At 46.0% G+C, this 17,792-nt stretch carries 19 protein-coding genes; 17 read left to right on the top strand and 2 right to left on the bottom strand.

Going from position 1 to position 17,792, the window contains the following annotated elements:
* Nucleotides 1–117 precede the first annotated feature (117 nt).
* From mltG to KI350_RS01465, 8 genes are all read left to right on the top strand, one after another.
* Nucleotides 118–1,230, top strand: coding sequence for an endolytic transglycosylase MltG (mltG, locus tag KI350_RS01500; RefSeq protein WP_044789856.1), 1,113 nt, complete (start codon nt 118–120; stop codon nt 1,228–1,230).
* Between the two features lie 147 nt (nt 1,231–1,377).
* A complete protein-coding gene (locus KI350_RS01495; RefSeq protein ID WP_003183911.1) occupies nt 1,378–2,040 on the top strand; it encodes an O-methyltransferase in 663 nt (220 codons plus the stop codon).
* The gene (locus KI350_RS01490) at nt 2,037–2,966 is read left to right on the top strand and encodes a peptidase U32 family protein (RefSeq protein ID WP_009327784.1); all 930 of its coding nucleotides are present in this window, start codon (nt 2,037–2,039) and stop codon (nt 2,964–2,966) included. Before KI350_RS01495 ends, KI350_RS01490 begins: the two co-directional genes overlap by 4 nt.
* 14 nt (nt 2,967–2,980) lie before the next feature.
* Nucleotides 2,981–4,249: a peptidase U32 family protein gene (locus tag KI350_RS01485; protein WP_003183907.1), complete on the top strand. Its 1,269-nt coding sequence runs from the start codon at nt 2,981–2,983 to the stop codon at nt 4,247–4,249.
* 4 nt (nt 4,250–4,253) lie between these two features.
* Nucleotides 4,254–4,889, top strand: coding sequence for a uridine kinase (gene udk / locus KI350_RS01480; RefSeq protein ID WP_003183905.1), 636 nt, complete (start codon nt 4,254–4,256; stop codon nt 4,887–4,889).
* A 239-nt stretch (nt 4,890–5,128) separates the two neighbouring features.
* Nucleotides 5,129–5,605: a transcription elongation factor GreA gene (gene greA / locus KI350_RS01475; RefSeq protein WP_003183903.1), complete on the top strand. Its 477-nt coding sequence runs from the start codon at nt 5,129–5,131 to the stop codon at nt 5,603–5,605.
* Nucleotides 5,606–5,659: 54 nt separating this feature from the next.
* Nucleotides 5,660–7,414 carry a peptidoglycan D,D-transpeptidase FtsI family protein gene (locus KI350_RS01470; RefSeq protein ID WP_009327788.1) on the top strand — a complete coding sequence of 585 codons (1,755 nt, stop codon included), beginning with the start codon at nt 5,660–5,662 and terminating at the stop codon, nt 7,412–7,414.
* A gap of 58 nt (nt 7,415–7,472) precedes the next feature.
* Nucleotides 7,473–8,165: a YrrS family protein gene (locus tag KI350_RS01465; protein WP_035317407.1), complete on the top strand. Its 693-nt coding sequence runs from the start codon at nt 7,473–7,475 to the stop codon at nt 8,163–8,165.
* 38 nt (nt 8,166–8,203) lie between these two features.
* On the opposite strand, the gene KI350_RS01460 is transcribed toward KI350_RS01465, so the two are convergent.
* The gene (locus tag KI350_RS01460) at nt 8,204–8,407 is read right to left on the bottom strand and encodes a YrzA family protein (RefSeq protein WP_009327794.1); all 204 of its coding nucleotides are present in this window, start codon (nt 8,405–8,407) and stop codon (nt 8,204–8,206) included.
* 189 nt (nt 8,408–8,596) lie between these two features.
* On the opposite strand from KI350_RS01460, the gene KI350_RS01455 reads away from it, so the two are divergent.
* From KI350_RS01455 to KI350_RS01425, 7 genes are all read left to right on the top strand, one after another.
* Entirely contained in the window at nt 8,597–9,238 is a 642-nt protein-coding gene (locus tag KI350_RS01455; protein ID WP_003183896.1) for a class I SAM-dependent DNA methyltransferase, read from the top strand.
* A 21-nt stretch (nt 9,239–9,259) separates the two neighbouring features.
* A complete protein-coding gene (mtnN, locus tag KI350_RS01450; protein ID WP_003183892.1) occupies nt 9,260–9,955 on the top strand; it encodes a 5'-methylthioadenosine/S-adenosylhomocysteine nucleosidase in 696 nt (231 codons plus the stop codon).
* 51 nt (nt 9,956–10,006) lie between these two features.
* Nucleotides 10,007–10,930 (top strand): PLP-dependent cysteine synthase family protein, encoded by a 924-nt coding sequence (locus tag KI350_RS01445; protein WP_003183889.1) that lies wholly within the window; start codon nt 10,007–10,009, stop codon nt 10,928–10,930.
* A gap of 1 nt (nt 10,931) precedes the next feature.
* A complete protein-coding gene (locus KI350_RS01440; RefSeq protein WP_212930421.1) occupies nt 10,932–12,074 on the top strand; it encodes a bifunctional cystathionine gamma-lyase/homocysteine desulfhydrase in 1,143 nt (380 codons plus the stop codon).
* 88 nt (nt 12,075–12,162) lie between these two features.
* The gene (locus KI350_RS01435) at nt 12,163–12,396 is read left to right on the top strand and encodes a YrhC family protein (RefSeq protein WP_011198155.1); all 234 of its coding nucleotides are present in this window, start codon (nt 12,163–12,165) and stop codon (nt 12,394–12,396) included.
* A gap of 407 nt (nt 12,397–12,803) precedes the next feature.
* Nucleotides 12,804–12,953: a YrzI family small protein gene (locus KI350_RS01430; protein WP_003183880.1), complete on the top strand. Its 150-nt coding sequence runs from the start codon at nt 12,804–12,806 to the stop codon at nt 12,951–12,953.
* 171 nt (nt 12,954–13,124) lie between these two features.
* Nucleotides 13,125–13,274 (top strand): hypothetical protein, encoded by a 150-nt coding sequence (locus KI350_RS01425; RefSeq protein WP_228767653.1) that lies wholly within the window; start codon nt 13,125–13,127, stop codon nt 13,272–13,274.
* Nucleotides 13,275–13,370: 96 nt separating this feature from the next.
* Here the strand turns inward: KI350_RS01425 and KI350_RS01420 are convergent, their stop codons facing one another.
* Nucleotides 13,371–13,532, bottom strand: coding sequence for a YjcZ family sporulation protein (locus KI350_RS01420; RefSeq protein WP_020452380.1), 162 nt, complete (start codon nt 13,530–13,532; stop codon nt 13,371–13,373).
* A 276-nt stretch (nt 13,533–13,808) separates the two neighbouring features.
* On the opposite strand from KI350_RS01420, the gene KI350_RS01415 reads away from it, so the two are divergent.
* Together KI350_RS01415 and KI350_RS01410 are read left to right on the top strand one after the other, a co-directional pair.
* Nucleotides 13,809–14,414 (top strand): class I SAM-dependent methyltransferase, encoded by a 606-nt coding sequence (locus tag KI350_RS01415; protein WP_016885525.1) that lies wholly within the window; start codon nt 13,809–13,811, stop codon nt 14,412–14,414.
* A gap of 171 nt (nt 14,415–14,585) precedes the next feature.
* On the top strand, nt 14,586–17,729 hold the full coding sequence (locus KI350_RS01410) for a S8 family peptidase (protein WP_016885524.1): 3,144 nt from the start codon (nt 14,586–14,588) through the stop codon (nt 17,727–17,729).
* Nucleotides 17,730–17,792: the final 63 nt, after the last annotated feature.

Below are 17,792 nucleotides of genomic sequence, written 5' to 3'. Positions count from 1 at the left end.
GCAATTTTTCTCACCCGGCTGCCGACAGGCGGCTTTTTTTATTAAAACATTTTGTAATAAATTGCCGAATGATAACGAATCATGTAGTATATACCATGGGAGGAGAGGAGGACACCAATGTTTGAAGATCAGACAAAGAAACCGTTTATAAAAAGACTCCTTAAACATAAAATAAAGTTTTGGCTGACTGTGGTTGCGGTTCTGCTGATTTTAACCGCAGGCGCTGTTTCGCTCTACGTTAAATCGGCGCTCGAACCGGTCGATAAAAATAATGCAAAAACGGTCAATGTCTATATTCCGGAAGGATCGACCGTTACGTCCATCGCCGCCAAACTAAAAAAAGAGGACCTAATTAAAAACGAAAAAGTATTTATCGCTTATGTGAAATTTAAAAATGCCTCCGGCTTTCAAGCGGGGAACTTTCAGCTCAGCCAGTCGATGGATGCGGCAGGCATGATTAATAAGCTGACAACCGCTTCACATGTGCCGGCATTTAAAATTACCGTTCCTGAAGGAAGGCAGCTCCAGGAAATCGCAGACATCATCGCCGGACAAACGAACTACTCGGCAAAGGACATTATGAAAAAGCTGGATGACAGGGAATTCATCAGCCGATTAAAACAGAAGTATCCGAAACTGATCACAGACGACGTGTTGAACAAGAACATCAAGCATCCGCTCGAAGGATACCTGCATCCTGCGACATATCTATTTTACGACCCTGAGACGAAGCTTGATGCCATTATCGAAGCGATGATCAAACAAACAGATCAGCTGGCTGAAAAGTATGAAAAGCAGATGAAAGACAAAAAGATGTCCGTCCACAAAGCCTTGACGATGGCTTCGTTAATTGAAGAAGAAGCTACCGAAAAAGCGGACCGGCACAAAATCTCAAGCGTTTTCTACAACCGCATCAGCAAAAATATGCCATTGCAAACGGATCCGACCGTCTTATATGCACTGGGAGAACATAAAAACCGCGTCATGTACAAAGACCTTGAAGTCGATTCCCCATATAATACGTACAAACATACCGGTCTTCCGCCCGGGCCGATTGCAAACGCTGGAGAGACTTCCTGGGAGGCGGCATTAAATCCGGAGCAAACAGACTATGTTTATTTTCTTGCAAAGAAAAACGGGGAAGTCGTCTTTACAAAAACGCTTGAAGAACACAATAAAGCAAAAGCCAAATATATTACGAACACGCAGGACGAGGAAAAAGGAGAGTAAAAAATACTCTCCTTTTATTCGCAAATACAAAGGTTTTATGATAAAATATATCGGGTTGTTTATTGGAGAAAAGACAGTCAACTGCTTTAGGAGAGTGCTGAACACCTGACCTAAGGCTCTTTTTTATGAAAGGGAGGCCATCTGCCCGTGAAGATTGGACACGAAGAATTGACCGGCTATCTTGAAAAGCTGCTAAAGCCGCGGCCGGCTGAAATTATGAAACTGGAGGCCTATGCCGAAGAGCATGGCGTGCCCATTATGGAACCGACAGGAATCGAAGTGCTCCTGCAGCTTCTTTCATTCAAAAATCCGAAAAAAATTCTTGAAATCGGTACCGCCATCGGCTATTCGGCGATTCGGATGGCGCTTGCCCTTCCCGAAGCCGAGATTTTTACAATCGAGCGCGATGAGGACAGGTATCGGGAAGCGCTGAAAAACATCCGGTCATTCCAGCTTGAAAACAGAATTCACGTGTTCTTCGGCGATGCGCTCAGCGAGTCTGACCCCGTTCAATCGATGGCTCCCTATGATGCGCTGTTTATCGATGCCGCAAAAGGCCAGTATCAGAAGTTTTTCAGTATATATGAAAAAATGCTTGCCGATGACGGCATCATTTTTACGGACAATGTCCTTTTCAAAGGCCTTGTCGCATCAGAATACAATCAGATCGAAAGCAAGCGCATCAAAAAGCTTGTATCGAAAATAGATCATTACAATCATTGGCTGATGGAGCATCCTGACTACCACACGGCGATCCTGCCTGTGGGCGACGGATTGGCCGTCAGTCAAAAAAGAGGTGAACGGATATGAAAAAGCCTGAACTGCTTGTCACGCCGACTTCTGTTTCGGATATTAAGCCTTTGGCAGAGGCGGGCGCCGATGCGTTTATCATCGGTGAACAAAGGTACGGTCTGCGTTTAGCCGGGGAGTTTTCCAGAGAAGAAGTAAAAGAAGCCATCATTCAGGCTCATGAAAAAGGCGCAAAAGTATATGTTGCTGTGAACGCGATTTTTCACAATGACCGGGTTCCGGAACTGAATGACTACCTTTCATTCTTGGACGAGGCAGGCGCGGATGCGGTTGTCTTCGGCGATCCCGCCGTACTGATGGCTGCACGGGAATCAGCGCCGAACATGAAGCTTCACTGGAATACGGAAACGACCGCAACCAATCATTATTCCTGCAACTATTGGGGGCGCAAGGGCGCGAAGCGCGCGGTGCTTGCAAGAGAGCTCAACATGGACAGTATCGTTGAGATTAAAGAGAAAGCAGAAGTCGAGATTGAAATTCAGGTTCACGGCATGACATGCATGTTCCAGTCAAAGCGCTCCCTGATCGGCAACTATTTTGAATACCAGGGAAAAGTCATGGATATCGAAGGCAAGAAAAAAGAAAAAGGCATGTATCTCCATGATAAAGAACGCGGAAATAAATATCCGATTTTCGAAGACGAAAACGGCACGCACATCATGAGTCCGAATGACGTCTGCATCATTGATGAGCTTGAAGATTTAATCGATGCCGGCATCGATTCATTTAAAATCGACGGAATTTTAAAATCGGTCGAATACATGACTGAAGTAACGGCCATGTACCGCGAAGCCATCGACCTTTGCATCGCAGACAGGGAAGCATATGAAGACAAGAAAGAACAATGGATCGAGCGGATCGAACAGCTGCAGCCTGCAAACCGCAGCATTGATACCGGATTCTTTTTCAAAGAAACAGTATACTAAAAGGAGGGATAGCCATGTCTGCAGTAAAAGATAAAATTTCCAAAATCGTTAATGGAAAACGCGTCATTACGAAAAAGCCAGAACTTCTTGCTCCGGCGGGGAATTTGGAAAAACTGAAAATCGCTGTCCACTATGGAGCAGACGCTGTATTTATCGGCGGACGTGAATATGGACTCCGCTCAAACGCAGATAACTTTTCAATTGAAGAAATGGCTGAAGGTGTCGAATTCGCGAAAAAATACGGCGCAAGAATTTATGTCACGACAAACATTTTTGCGCATGAAGAAAATATCGACGGACTGGAAGACTATTTGCGCGATCTCGAGGGAGCAGGCGTGTCAGGCATTATCGTCGCTGATCCCCTGATCATTGAAACGTGCCGCAGGGTTGCGCCGAAGCTGGAAGTGCATTTGAGCACACAGCAGTCCCTTTCAAACTGGAAAGCCGTTCAGTTCTGGAAGGAAGAAGGCCTTGAGCGGGTTGTGCTCGCACGTGAAACGAGCGCACTTGAAATCAGGGAAATGAAAGAAAAAGTGGATATTGAAATCGAAACGTTTATTCACGGTGCGATGTGTATCGCTTATTCCGGCCGCTGCGTGCTCAGCAACCATATGACGGCAAGGGACTCCAACCGCGGAGGCTGCTGCCAGTCATGCCGCTGGGACTATGATTTGTATCAGACGGACGGGACGAATGCACTGCCGCTATATGAAGAAGGCGATGCTCCATTTGCGATGAGCCCGAAAGATCTGAAGCTGGTCGAATCGATACCGCAAATGATTGAAATGGGCATCGACAGCCTGAAAATCGAAGGCCGGATGAAATCGATCCACTACATTGCGACAGTCGTCAGTGTGTACAGAAAAGTGATCGATGCTTATTGCGCTGATCCTGAAAACTTCGTCATCAAAGAAGAATGGCTGAAAGAACTGGACAAATGCGCCAATAGAGACACGGCGCCTGCTTTCTTTGAAGGAACGCCAGGATATGAAGAGCAGATGTTCGGCGTCCACGGCAAAAAGACAACATACGACTTTGTCGGACTTGTCCTTGACTATGATGAAGAGACAAAAATGGTCACGCTCCAGCAGCGGAACTTCTTTAAATCCGGAGATGAAGTCGAATTTTTCGGTCCGGAAATCGAAAATTTCACATGCAAAATTGACACGATTTGGGACGAAAAAGGCAATGTGCTTGACGCAGCCCGCCATCCCCTGCAGATCGTCAAATTTAGAGTGGACAACAAGATTTATCCTAGCAACATGATGAGAAAGGGGCAGTAATGGCATGGGGAAAAAACCGGTAGTTATCGGCATAGCGGGAGGCTCCGGATCAGGAAAAACGAGCGTCACCAGATCCATTTATGAACAGTTTAAAGGTCATTCGATCTTAATGCTCGAACAGGATTTATATTATAAAGATCAGAGCCATCTGCCGTTTGAAGAGCGGCTGAATACGAACTACGACCATCCGCTTGCATTTGACAATGACTATTTGATCGAGCATTTAAACGAATTGCTCGCGTACAGGCCGATCAAAAAGCCGATTTACGATTACAAGCTGCATACGCGTTCAGAGGAAGTCGTGCACGTCGATCCGAAAGATGTTATTATTTTGGAAGGAATCCTTGTTCTCGAGGATGAAAGGCTCCGCGACTTAATGGACATCAAGCTGTATGTCGATACGGACGCCGACCTGCGGATCATCAGAAGGATGCTCAGAGACATAAAAGAAAGAGGACGTTCGATCGATTCTGTCATCGAGCAGTACATCTCAGTCGTCAGACCGATGCATAACCAGTTTGTCGAACCGACGAAACGCTATGCCGATATCATTATTCCGGAGGGCGGCCAAAACCGCGTCGCCATCGACCTGATGGTAACAAAAATACAAACTATTCTTGAACAAAACGCGATTTTATAATAACATAGCATAGACAAACACAACTCTGACCATATTATGTATAGAAATTGAAGGGTTCTCATCCTGAGCCCTTCTTTAACTGTATAAGCACCATTTACCGGAGCCTTCCATCCGGTTTATATGATACTTTACAAATATGGGAGAGAAGAAGGGGACAAGGGTTGTCCTCATTCTTGTATATTCAAGTCTATACTCTCACATACAAGTGATGAGGAACCAACTAGAAGGAGTGAAGGAACATGGCACAAGAGAAAGTATTTCCTATGACAGAAACGGGAAAGAAAAAACTGGAAGAAGAACTTGAGTATTTGAAAACGGTTAAACGTAAAGAAGTTGTTGAACGTATTAAAGTGGCAAGAAGCTTCGGAGACCTTTCCGAAAACTCCGAATACGATTCAGCAAAAGAAGAACAAGCTTTTGTAGAAGGGCGCATCACAACCCTTGACAATATGATCCGCAACGCAAAGATCATCGAAGATGACGGTGCAAACTCAGACATCGTCAGCCTTGGAAAAACCGTTACATTTACGGAGCTTCCTGACGGTGAAGAAGAATCTTATACGATTGTGGGCAGCGCGGAAGCCGATCCGTTTGAAGGAAAAATCTCGAACGATTCCCCAATCGCGAAAAGCCTTCTCGGCAAGCAGGTTGGAGACGAAGTAACCGTTCAAACACCTGGCGGCGAAATGCTTGTAAAAATTGTGAAAATTTCATAAAATTTGTTTAGCAAACGATGACCTCGTCCACAATGTGGATGAGGTGTTTTTATAATGAAATGGCAAAAGCGTATGAAGTGGGTATCGATTATCATTTCGGCTGCCCTGTTATTTCTGCTGATCAGGCTGGCTGAAATTCAACTGTTTTTTACCGAGTCCTTTTCTAAACGGAATGTGAACTTAATCCAGGAAAGCGTCAAACAGCGCACGGAGGAAGTTCGGATTTCAGACGGGAGAGGATCTTTTTTAGATCGGAACGGCGAACATTTGTCCGTCAGCCAAAAACCGGCCATCGTCTTGTTCCCTTTTTTAAAAAATCAGCCGTGGCCGGCCAAAGAAGCAGCCGAAATTTTAAACATGACAGAAGATGAGCTTGGAAGCAAGCTGGACCATGCAAAAAAACCCGTGATTCTCACAAAACATGACGGAGCGTCCGTTTCAAAGACGGCTCTCGAAAAAATCAATAAACTGAAATATCCGGGCGTTTACGGCGTATACATAGAAGAAACAGAAAAGAACAGGCTGGCTTCGCATACGCTCGGTATGACCAATCAAGACCCGGACCTCCTCAGACGCAAATATCCCGATAAAGAGGGCCTCTCCATCAGCACGAAAATCGGCACCTTCGGCATGGAGCGGACGTTTGATGAATTCCTGCTGCCTGAACAAGACACAAAACTGTTGTATCATGTGGACGGATTGGGAAACCCTTTGTTCGGCATGGACGTCAAATATACAGCAGACGCAAATCCGTTTTACCCGCTGCAAGTCAAAACAACGCTCGATAAAAAGGTTCAGCAGGCAATGGAAGATGTACTTGATGACCATCAGCTCGATAAAGGCGGGGCGGTCCTGCTTGACATCGAGACGAACGGCGTGGTGGCGATTGCGAGCAAGCCCGACTTAAACATGGCTGCGCAAAAAACAAGGCAGAACTATATGCTGACTCCGGTATATCCCGGCTCGGTTTTTAAAACCGTGATTGCCGCTGCAGCGATTGAAAACGGCTTGGATCATCCGTCTAAAACCTTTAACTGCAATTTGAACCTGTACGGTGAGGCCGGAGAGGACAAAGGAAAGCTCAGCCTGGAAGACAGTTTTGCGGAAAGCTGCAACTACACGTTTACAAACCTTGCCGGACAGCTCGTAGAAAAAAACAGCTCCGTGATCGAAGATACTGCTGCAAAGCTTGGGCTGACCGGACGGGTCGGCTGGGAAGGAAAGCTGTATCATGAAGATGAGTTCAGACAGTTTTATCATGAAACTGCAGGATCAATCTGGGGGGATGAAAAGGACAAAAAAGTTAAAAAAGCTGTAGCCCAGACCGCTATCGGCCAAAAGAATGTGAAGCTGACTCCGTTGGAAATCGTCAACATGATGGCGACCATCGCAAGAGGCGGAGAGAAAAAACAAGTCAAGATCGCAGACCAGATCGAATATAAAAACGGCACATTGATGACGGCTTTTAAAGATCACGAGCTCCCAGGAGAGAAAATCGACCAGTATACAGCGCAAAAGCTGCAAAAACTGCTCAGAAAAGTTGTCACATCTGAAAAGGGGACGGGCCGGCGCTTCAGCGATCTTCCGTACGATGTAGCGGGAAAATCGGGCACAGCGCAGACAGGCAGGACGACAGATGACAAAAAAACGCTCTATCATAAATGGTTTGCCGGTTATTTTCCGGCGGACAAGCCGAAATATGCGCTCGTCGTCGTCCATATGGATACGCCGGATAGCAAGGCTGCGACAAATGCCGTATTTTATGATATTGTTAAAAAAGTATATGAAATTGAAAAGAATCAGACATAGAAGAATGCCTCAGGTGATGATAAAATAGGAAGCGAGGCAAGAGGGAAAAAGGAGTGCAATGAACTTGAGCGAAACAAGGGAATCTCGTTTTGAAAATCGTGATAAGCGCAGGAAAGCGAATCTTGTGCTTAACATTTTAATAGGCATCGTATTGGTATTAATCGTTGTCGTTGCCAGCAGTCTGATGATGAACAGTCCGAAGGAGCAGGCGCAGCAAGATGTCTCGAAAAACGATTCTGAACAGACGACAGAAGCGCCTGCTTCCGACAATAAGAAACAAACATCTGATGAAGATGTAAAAGATGAGGACAAAGGAAAAAGCGATTCTGCCGATAAAGAAGACAGCGATTCCGACTCAGACAAGGATAAAGAATCTGCTTCAGACGAGGACAAGTCAACATCAGATGATCCGTTTGAAGGAGCCGAAGTGACAGAAGGCGGTTCAAGCGCCAATGTTGAAAAAACGATCATCAATCCTGACTGGGAGCCTGTCGGCACACAACAGAGCGGACAGCATACCGCAACATATGATTCCTCTTCACAAGACTGGAAGGAAATGCTTGAAGCCATTTCATATGCGACAGGGGTTTCTAAGAATAACATGACGGTGATCTGGCTCGGAAACAACGGCAGCCCGCAAGATGCGAAAGGAACCATTCGGGCGAAGGACACTGGCGTCAAATACCAGGTAGCCATTACTTGGGTTGACGGAAAAGGCTGGAAGCCGACAAAAGTTGAACAATTGAAATAAAGAAAAAAGCGGCCGGTTGCTAAAACCGGGCGCTTTTTTTATGATTCGGCTTTAAAATGAACGACTGCGCTGTAGTGGATCCGTCCGTCAATAACCGCCGTATGGTGGGAAACCGAATGGACCCTCAGCAAAATCGCCTGGTTGTTTTCAATCTGCTGACTGATCTTTTTTTCAAGCTCCTCTAAGCTCAGTGCCTCAAAAAACTCAATTTTATCTTTGATCAGATCGAGGCCGAAGTTCATAAACCAATCCTCCATTCGTTTCAAGTCATTTTTTATTAAAGCAGAGAAGCGGCCGGGTGACAAGGGAAATATAACCAAGCCTTTTTTGTACCCAAAACGAATGACTTGTGGTAGGATAAGAACTAATCAATCGAATAAATCATACTATACTTATAGGAATTGTAAAAATAGATGGAGAGTGACGACAAAATGGGAAGAGAGTTCATTCCTTTATTTGAGAACTGGGCAAATTCTTATGATGATACAGTAGTTGGCCGCGATCTTCAATACAAAGAAGTGTTTCGCGACTACGACGGCATTTTGGATGATGTCGTCAGCCGCTCGGGGCATAAAGTTCTTGAATTCGGCGTCGGCACAGGCAATCTGACTGCAAAATTGCTGGCGGCCGGAAAGGCAGTCACCGGTGTAGAGCCTTCAAAAGCGATGAGGGAAATTGCCGAGGCAAAGCTGCCGGAGAATGCAGTGATCGTTGACGGAGACTTTCTTGACTTTCCGGACCCTCCGTTTTCTCCCGACACGATTGTCAGTTCTTATGCGTTTCACCATCTGACAAACGAAGAGAAGCGGGAAGCTGTGAAGCGATATGGAAAAATGCTCGGGAAGCATGGTAAAATAGTGTTTGCTGATACCGTCTTCAAGGATCGGGAAGCCTTCTCTGCCGCTGTTAAAAAAGCGAAGGAAAACGGGTTTCTGCAATTGGCGGAAGACCTTGAAACGGAACATTATCCGACGATTTCGGAGATGGAAACGATCTTTACCTCAGAACATTTCAGTATCGCCTTTCAAAAGCATAATGATTTTGTCTGGGTAATGGAAGCGGCAAAATTGTAATTTGAAGGGAAGTTTTAAGATATGAAAATCGCAGTTATCGGAGCAATGGAAGAAGAAGTCACGATTTTGCGAAGCAAACTCGAACAGACGAACCGGGAAGTCATCGCAAACTGTGAATTTACCAGCGGGTTTTATGAAGGAAAAGAGGTCGTGCTTTTAAAGTCCGGCATCGGCAAAGTCAATGCAGCCATGAGCACGACGATTCTGCTTGACCGCTTTAAACCGGACGTTGTCATCAACACCGGATCAGCCGGCGGCTTTCATCATTCGCTTAATGTCGGAGACATCGTCATCTCGACCGAAGTCCGCCATCACGATGTCGATGTCACGGCATTTGATTATGAATATGGACAGGTTCCGAATCTGCCGGCTGCATACAAAGCCGACAGTGCATTGATCCAAGCGGCGGAAGACGAAGCGTCTGAACTGGGGCACATTCAGGTTGTCAAAGGAACGATAGCAACAGGCGATTCCTTTATGAGCGATCCTGACCGCGTCGCATTCATCCGCGGCAAGTTTGAAGACCTTTACGCGGTTGAAATGGAAGCTGCGGCTGTCGCGCAGGTTTCTTATCAATTTAATACGCCGTTTGTTGTCATCAGGGCGCTCTCAGACATCGCCGGAAAAGAATCTGAAATTTCATTTGACCAATTTTTGGAACAGGCTGCCAAGCATTCGACAGATCTTGTGCTTCGCATGATTAAAAGAATCAATTAAAACAGGGGGAGGCTCCCCCTCTGTTTTGCACCTCTTGAAGGAGGAAGGAACATGAATGTGATCAAGGATATCACCGAATTGATCGGCAAAACGCCGCTTCTGCAGATTTTGGATTTTCGAATCCCTAAAGGCGTTAACATATATGCAAAACTTGAAATGATGAATCCGGGAGGCAGCATTAAAGACCGGCTCGGAGAAGTGCTGATTGCTGAAGCGATCGGTTCGGGAAAGCTGAAACCCGGTGGAACGGTCATTGAGGCAACAGCAGGCAATACGGGAATCGGTCTGGCTCTCGCCGCCAGAAAGCACGGCATTCGACCCGTTTTTTGCGTACCCGAGCATTTCAGCATGGAAAAACAGTCGATTATGAAAGCGCTCGGCGCTCGGATAGTTCATACCCCCAGAAGTGCCGGGATGAAGGGTGCGATTGAAAAAGCACTTGAACTTGAGAAGGAGATTCCCGATTCTTATTGCGTTTTGCAGTTTAAAAACCCAGTAAATCCATTGGCTTACTATAAAACGATTGCCCCGGAAATATGGAATGATCTTGGCGGCCGGATTGACGTCTTCGTCGCCGGAGCGGGGTCAGGCGGCACATTTGCGGGAACCGCCAAGTTTCTGAAAGAAAAAAATCCGTCCATTAAAACGGTTATTGTTGAACCGGAAGGCTCGATTTTAAACGGAGGGGAACCGCATGGGCATAAGACCGAAGGAATCGGAATGGAATTCATCCCGGAATACATGGAGGAAAGCTATTTCGATGAGATTTACACAGTGCTTGACGAAGATGCGTTTCGACTCGTAAAAGAAGCCGCGGAAAAGGAAGGGCTTCTGATTGGAAGCTCATCAGGCGCCGCGTTGTTTGCCGCATTGAAAGAAGCCGAAAAAGCGAAAGCCGGCACAAACATTGTGACGATTTTTCCCGACAGCAGCGACCGCTATTTAAGCAAAAAAATTTACGAAGGAGGAATATGATATGAAGCCAAAAACGAAAATGATTCACGGCGGAATTACAGGAGACGAAAAAACAGGAGCGGTATCGGTTCCTATCTATCAGGTCAGCACGTACAAACAGCCTCGCGCCGGCCAGCATACAGGATACGAATATTCCCGGACGGGAAATCCGACGAGAACGGCGCTCGAATCCTTGATCGCGGATGTTGAAGGCGGTGCAGCAGGCTATGCGTTCGGCTCTGGGATGGCGGCGATCACAGCCGTCATGATGCTTTTTAAAAGCGGCGATCACATCGTATTGACAGATGATGTATACGGCGGCACCTACCGCGTGATGACAAAGGTATTGAATCGCATCGGCATTGAAGCGACCTTCAGTGATACGAGCAGCATCGAAGACATCGAAAAAGCGATCAAGCCGAATACAAAAGCGATTTATGTTGAGACGCCGACAAATCCTTTATTGAAAATCACTGACATCAAGAAAGCTGCTGAAACAGCGAAAAAGCACGACTTATTGCTGATTGTCGACAACACCTTCTACACGCCGTACTTTCAAAATCCAATCTCGTTGGGAGCCGATATCGTCCTCCACAGCGCGACGAAGTACTTGGGCGGACACAGCGATGTCGTCGGCGGACTTGTCGTAGCAGCCTCGAAGGAACTCGCAGAAGAGATCCATTTCATTCAAAACTCTACAGGCGGGATTCTCGGGCCTCAGGATTCCTGGCTCTTAATGAGGGGGATGAAAACCCTTGGCTTGAGAATGGAAGCCCATGAGCAAAATGCCCGCAAAATCGCGGCGTTTTTAGACGATCATCCCGCCGTCAAAAAGGTTTTTTACCCAGGGCTGCCGTCCCATCCGGGACATGAGCTTGCCAAGCGGCAAAGTACGGGCTTCGGAGGCATGATCTCGTTTGATATCGGAAAAGAAGAGAACGTGGACCTTGTCCTTGGCCGTTTGAAATGGTTTACGATCGCCGAAAGCCTTGGTGCGGTTGAAAGTCTGATATCGGTGCCGGCGCGAATGACTCATGCTTCGATCCCGCCTGAACGCAGGCTGGAGCTTGGCATCACAGACGGATTAATCCGTATTTCCGCCGGGGTTGAGGATATTGACGATCTGTTGGAAGACTTGCAGCAAGCGCTGGCCCCTCTTTCTTAAAATGGCTGAATTTACATGTCTGGTCATCTGTCAATCTATGTTATTCTCAAATCATATCCATTATGAAACAAAAGCAGGTGATCATGACATGCAGAAGAAAAAAGTCAAATCGCTGATGGAAGACTATAAGCAGTTTGCTTTTACGCTTCTCAGCGTAAGCGCATTTTTATATATCGGATCTGTCATTCCGGGACAAGGTTTGGAAACAGGCCAAAAGATGACAATGATGCTCGCGACGTGCGGCTTTTTAGGAGGAGCTTTCTATTGTGTGAAGCGCTCGCTCAAATATAAAAGACAATTAGACGAAATGGAAGAATCATAAGCAGAGAGACTCCTGAAGGGGTTCTCTGCTTTTTTTTGCTCGATCAATCCGTCCATTTTTAAAAAAAACGGTTTACAAACAGGAATTTGATGGATATACTTACAAAGTAAACAAAAAGCAAAGGAGGTTGATGAACATGAAACCAGCACTGACTACATACATTAGACTTTGTGAATGCCAATACCATGATTCATCAAACCTGTGGGAGAGATTGTGCACTTCCTTAACCGATGCTTTTACAGCACAGCCGATACGTTAGGAAGTTAGGCATAATAATACGCTGCTCCTCCCGCAAGATAAAGACTCGATTCGTTTTTATCTGGCGGTTTTTGTTTGCGCCCGCAGGTTTGTCAGATGATCTGCGGGCTGTTTTTGTTTTTTAGCGAACTTGAAAGGGGGTGAGCGATGTGACCATTAATCTATTCTTCTTAACACTAACCATTGAGAGACGATTTAAAAGTCCGGAAGAGTACGAGCGAGAATACGAAATTGAACAAATGTACAATGAAATGAAAGATCTGCAGCTAAAATATCTTTACCTGAACAGCCAGCGCTAACTTAAAGCGCGAAAAAAAATAAAGGAGGAGATCATGATGATTTATAGAAGGGAACTGTTGGCACATTACACTCGGGAGAAGGACCAGGTTTAGCCGGGGCAAAACGAGTTCCGCATCTCCGCTTTTCTGCATAATATGAAGCAAGCAATTCAAGGAATGCAGGTGAAAAGCATGCAGAAAAACGGCAGAATGCCTTTTATCGGCCACGGGTATACATCGATGCCCCATTCTTTCAAGCACGGATACGGTAATCCGTACCGGCGCCAAAGAATGGAGATGGCGCGCCACTTCGGGTATTGGCCGCATTATTGGTATTATTGAGAAAGAGCAGAAAACGGTTTGTTTTCTGCTCTTTTTCATTTGAACAAACTAAATGGCAAAATGAAAGGGGAGCTTTAAAGCCCCCCTCCTGTTCATTTAGCAGACGTAACAAGCGCCGATGATAATTAAAAGAATGAATAGAACCACAACAAGCGCGAATCCGCCTCCATAGCCGTATCCGCCGCCGTATCCGCCGCCGTATCCGCCAGGGTAGCCACCCCAGCCGCCGCAGCATCCGCCGCCGTAACCAAAGCCCATAAATAGCACCACCTTTTAGTGAAAATTCCATATATACTATGCATGGGATTAAGTTGTGGAAAGGGCGGATAGACCAATTCATTAAAAAAACAGTTTTCTTAAAGCGAAACTTTTCAAAGCTGAAGCCGTCTAGTTATGGAATGTAACAAAACAATGCAGTTATTTTTGCAAATGCTTTTAATATTCGGTTCATTGGCCGATATGAGTGGAGAAAGGCCCGTTTGTACGATTTGCAGCAAAAATCGGGCTAATTAGAATTAAAGCAGGTGTTTTAACGTGTTTGAACAATGGCTTGGAAAACAATTGCGGAGCCCGAGAGGCATTTTGTCGAAATGGGTCGCGTCATATATGGAAAACGGGAATCATGATATAAACGAATGGACCATCAACTTGATGGATATCTGTCCGCATGAGCGCATCCTTGAAATCGGAACGGGAAGCGGAGCGGCACTTTATCGGATTGCGGAGATGCTTGAGGGCGGCAAGGCCTGCGGCATAGACGCATCAAAAAGCATGGTCAAGCAGGGAATGCGGCGAATCCGTCATGTGAAAGAAGAAGGAAAAGCCGAATTAAAGCTTGGCCATGCCGAACAAATTCCTTATCCGGATCGTTCTTTTCATAAAGTATTTTCAGTCCACACCATTTATTTTTGGACGGATTTCAAACAGGCATTAAAAGAAATTTACCGTGTTTTACAGGTTGACGGCACGCTGTTTCTCGCTGTGCATCTGGAAGGGCAAATGAAAAAATCGAAAAAAACAAAAGGCTTTTCCTTATACTCAGAAGAGCAAATCAAGCAACTGCTTGAGGAAAGCCATTTCAGAGACATCACGGTATATATGAACAAAAATTACTGCTGCATTTCTGCGGTAAAATCATGAACTTTGTATGATCATCCCTTTCAATACGGAAGGGATTTTTTATGTTTGATAGAGTTGAAACTGGATCTTAAATATCATATTTTTGATTTTTAAAGAAAAGTATTCCATTAACATAGCAAACATGGTTTAATATCAAAGTGAACGTTTTTACTATATTTTCCGGAGGTATTTATGAACAAAAGGATCGTGAAAAGTTCAATTGTTTTCTTTCTCCTTGCCGCATTAATTTTTGGCCAGCTGCCTTTACCGAAGACAATGGCAGCCGAAGACAGCGTTCCGAATAACGAAACCACATTGACCAGCGCGTCCCCTGTTGAAGCTTCGTTTCAAAGCGATGACGAGGTGCATTGGTATAAAGTCAATCCTTCAAATCAGGAAATCGCAAACTATACGCACTTCCGCGTCAAATTGAAATCAGATGCAGAGCTGAACATTTCCGTCTACTCCAGCCTGGAAAATGCAACTGGTCATCAAACGTTTGACCGATACAACGGCTACTCCTATGAAAATAATCCTGCTTTAATCGATTTTCCGATTGCCTGGAAAGGTCCTTACTACATAAAAGTAGAAAATCACCATGATGAGGAAAACGAAACCACTTCAATTACAGATATTTCTTACACCATCAGCTATGAAGGCGTCACCCTGCCTCCGTCAATCCAAGAGGCAGAAGAAGAGTGTCCGGCAGAATTAAGCGTTTCCGAAAGGGAAACAGGCAAGGGCATATTAAAACAGTTAAGAACGATCAGGGATGAAGTTCTTTCAAAAACTGAAAAAGGAAAAGAGCTGTCTTCCCTTTACTATAAAGCAGCTCCATTCATCAGCGCAAAAATGCTCTTTAACAAATCGATGAGAGACAGTGTCTACAAAGACCTGGTGCAGCTGAAGCCGCTGTTTGCAGATGTCGCTAAAAACGGACAAGTGAGCGCATACTCGATTACGAATGATGATCAAAAAGCGATCAGTCGCCTGTACGAAACAGCTCGCGCGTCCGTTCCCGAGCCGTTGAAAAAACAGCTGGATCAAGTCGCGAAAGACATCGGCATCGAACAATTAACAGGCAGCAAAGTATCGGCTGTGCTTGAAAAAGCGGGGATGGCGACAGCTTCATCAAGCGCGCCCGAAAACCGTTACATCGTAAAATTGAAAGAAGGCAAAAAACCGGGATCTTTCAAATCTAAAGCCCAATCATCCGGCGTCCAGGCATTAGAGCCCCTCGGTAAAAGCAAAACGGCATTTAAAGATGTGTACGTTGTGGAAATGAAGGAAAGCCGTTCTTCCGGATTCAAAGCGGCGGCAAAGCAATATCAGGCGGCAGCCGCCAAGATCGCCAAGATGCCTGAAGTGGAATTCGTCGAACAGGTTCAGCAATATGAAGCACTGTCAAGAGACACCCAATATCCATATCAATGGTCGCTCAAAAATAACGGCAAAAACCGTGCTGCGAATGCTGACATACAATTTGAACAGCTTCAGAAGCTGATGAAAGGCAAAAAGCTGAAAGATACAGTAATCGCCGTCGTTGACACAGGCGTTGATCATACCCTTGCGGATTTAAGCGGCAGCGTCAAAAAAGACGAAGGCTATAACTATGTCGGCCGCACGGCGGATGCGATGGATGACAATGGCCACGGCACACACGTGTCAGGCATCATTGCAGCCGCGCAAGACAACCATTTTTCGATGGCGGGAATCAATGCTTATGCCAAAATTCTGCCTGTCAAAGTGCTGGATTCTTCAGGCAGTGGAGATACGGAACAGATTGCAAACGGCATCATCTATGCCGCCGACCACGGTGCAAAAGTCATCAATTTAAGTCTTGGCGGGCCATACAGCCGGGTGATGGAATATGCGCTTAAATATGCGGCTTCCAAAAATGTGACGATCGTTGCCGCCACCGGCAATGACGGAGTATCGGAGATTTCCTACCCTGCATCTTCGAAATATACGCTTTCAGTCGGGGCGACCAATAATCTCGATCTTGTCTCGGACTACTCCAATTATGGAAAAGGTCTCGATATGGTGGCGCCGGGAACCGATATTCCAAGCCTCGTTCCGGACGGGAATGTCACTTATATGAGCGGAACATCGATGGCGGCGCCGCACGTGGCAGCTGCAGCAGGACTTCTTTTGTCACAGAATCCGTCCTTGAAACCAAAGCAAATCGCAAGCCTATTGACCGAGACGACAGCAGATGTGGCATTTGAAGAGCAGGATAATCCCAACCCGGATTATGACCTGGATATAGAACCGGCTGCACAAATTCCCGGATATGACTTCGTCTCCGGGTGGGGAAGGCTGAATGTTTTTCATGCAGCCAGCGTTTTTGAGCTGAACATGAAGGTTCATCCCGTTTTAAACCGCCATACGGCAGTGACAGGCACAGCCAAAAGCGGTGTGACGGTCACAATCTTGCGAGGGAAGCAAGTATTGGGGACGGGCACGGCCGGAAAATCAGGCGCGTTTTCAGTGAAAATTCCGGCCCAGAAGGCGGGGCAAGTTCTTCATGTCGCGGCATCGGGCCATCAGGCGGAAACCTCGCTCAGAACCGTCGTGGAAAAAGCGCCGAAAAACCCGTCCGTCAAACGCATCACGAACAAAGATACTGCCGTAACGGGTAGAACGGCAGCCGGCTACACGATCAAAGTGAAAAACGCGTCCAAAAAAGTGATCGCGCAAGGCAAAGCGGATGCATCCGGAGCGTTTAAAGTGAAAATCAACAAGCAAAAAGAATATGCCGTTTTGTATGTCTCCGCATCTGCTGATGACCACAGAGAAAGCGGCGATGTCAAAATGACGGTGGCTGACGTCATCCCGCCAGGCGCCCCGAAAGTTTATCAGGTTTCCGATAAAAGTACGGTGATTCAGGGAAAAACAGAAGCAAACGCGCAAGTCAGCGCAAAAGCTAAAGGAAAGACGATCGCTTCCGGCAAAGCGAACGGAAAAGGTGAATACAAGCTGAAAATCAGCAGGCAAAAAGCCGGAACCGTCATCAGCGTAACAGCAAAGGATAAAGCCGCAAATGTCAGCAAAGCGACAGATGTCACTGTGCTTGACAAAACCCCGCCGTCTGCGCCGAAGGTGAATCCGGTGACAAACAAGAGCACGGCCGTTAAGGGGAAAGCAGAAGCGAACGCCGCCATCATCGTCAAATCAGGAAAGAAAACGATCGGAACCGGCAAGGCCGATAAAAAAGGCGCGTTTTTTGTCAAAATAAAAAAACAAAAGGCAAACACCGTTTTAGCGGTCACTGCAAAAGATAAAGCCGGCAATACGAGCAAAGTGAGCAAAATAAAAGTCAAAAAGGCAAAATAATCCGATGGCGGAGGAACTGATGACATATCAGTTCCTCTTTTTTTCATCAAAATTAATATATTA

Origin of the sequence: Bacillus sp. J41TS8, assembly GCF_018333035.1 — a bacterium.
In the GTDB taxonomy this organism is placed as follows: domain Bacteria; phylum Bacillota; class Bacilli; order Bacillales; family Bacillaceae; genus Bacillus; species Bacillus paralicheniformis.
This window is presented reverse-complemented; position numbering and strand designations above follow the sequence as displayed.

What these genes read in the sequence shown, in the direction of transcription:
- KI350_RS01460 (WP_009327794.1), bottom strand. Translation starts at nt 8,407, where the DNA reads ATGAACTTCGGCCTCGATCTGATCAAAGATAAAATTGAGTTTTTTGAG.
- KI350_RS01425 (WP_228767653.1), top strand. Translation starts at nt 13,125, where the DNA reads ATGCAGAAAAACGGCAGAATGCCTTTTATCGGCCACGGGTATACATCG.
- KI350_RS01490 (WP_009327784.1), top strand. Translation starts at nt 2,037, where the DNA reads ATGAAAAAGCCTGAACTGCTTGTCACGCCGACTTCTGTTTCGGATATT.
- KI350_RS01420 (WP_020452380.1), bottom strand. Translation starts at nt 13,532, where the DNA reads ATGGGCTTTGGTTACGGCGGCGGATGCTGCGGCGGCTGGGGTGGCTAC.
- KI350_RS01470 (WP_009327788.1), top strand. Translation starts at nt 5,660, where the DNA reads ATGAAATGGCAAAAGCGTATGAAGTGGGTATCGATTATCATTTCGGCT.
- KI350_RS01410 (WP_016885524.1), top strand. Translation starts at nt 14,586, where the DNA reads ATGAACAAAAGGATCGTGAAAAGTTCAATTGTTTTCTTTCTCCTTGCC.
- KI350_RS01465 (WP_035317407.1), top strand. Translation starts at nt 7,473, where the DNA reads ATGAACTTGAGCGAAACAAGGGAATCTCGTTTTGAAAATCGTGATAAG.
- udk (WP_003183905.1), top strand. Translation starts at nt 4,254, where the DNA reads ATGGGGAAAAAACCGGTAGTTATCGGCATAGCGGGAGGCTCCGGATCA.
- KI350_RS01485 (WP_003183907.1), top strand. Translation starts at nt 2,981, where the DNA reads ATGTCTGCAGTAAAAGATAAAATTTCCAAAATCGTTAATGGAAAACGC.
- greA (WP_003183903.1), top strand. Translation starts at nt 5,129, where the DNA reads ATGGCACAAGAGAAAGTATTTCCTATGACAGAAACGGGAAAGAAAAAA.
- KI350_RS01440 (WP_212930421.1), top strand. Translation starts at nt 10,932, where the DNA reads ATGAAGCCAAAAACGAAAATGATTCACGGCGGAATTACAGGAGACGAA.
- KI350_RS01445 (WP_003183889.1), top strand. Translation starts at nt 10,007, where the DNA reads ATGAATGTGATCAAGGATATCACCGAATTGATCGGCAAAACGCCGCTT.
- mtnN (WP_003183892.1), top strand. Translation starts at nt 9,260, where the DNA reads ATGAAAATCGCAGTTATCGGAGCAATGGAAGAAGAAGTCACGATTTTG.
- KI350_RS01435 (WP_011198155.1), top strand. Translation starts at nt 12,163, where the DNA reads ATGCAGAAGAAAAAAGTCAAATCGCTGATGGAAGACTATAAGCAGTTT.
- KI350_RS01455 (WP_003183896.1), top strand. Translation starts at nt 8,597, where the DNA reads ATGGGAAGAGAGTTCATTCCTTTATTTGAGAACTGGGCAAATTCTTAT.
- mltG (WP_044789856.1), top strand. Translation starts at nt 118, where the DNA reads ATGTTTGAAGATCAGACAAAGAAACCGTTTATAAAAAGACTCCTTAAA.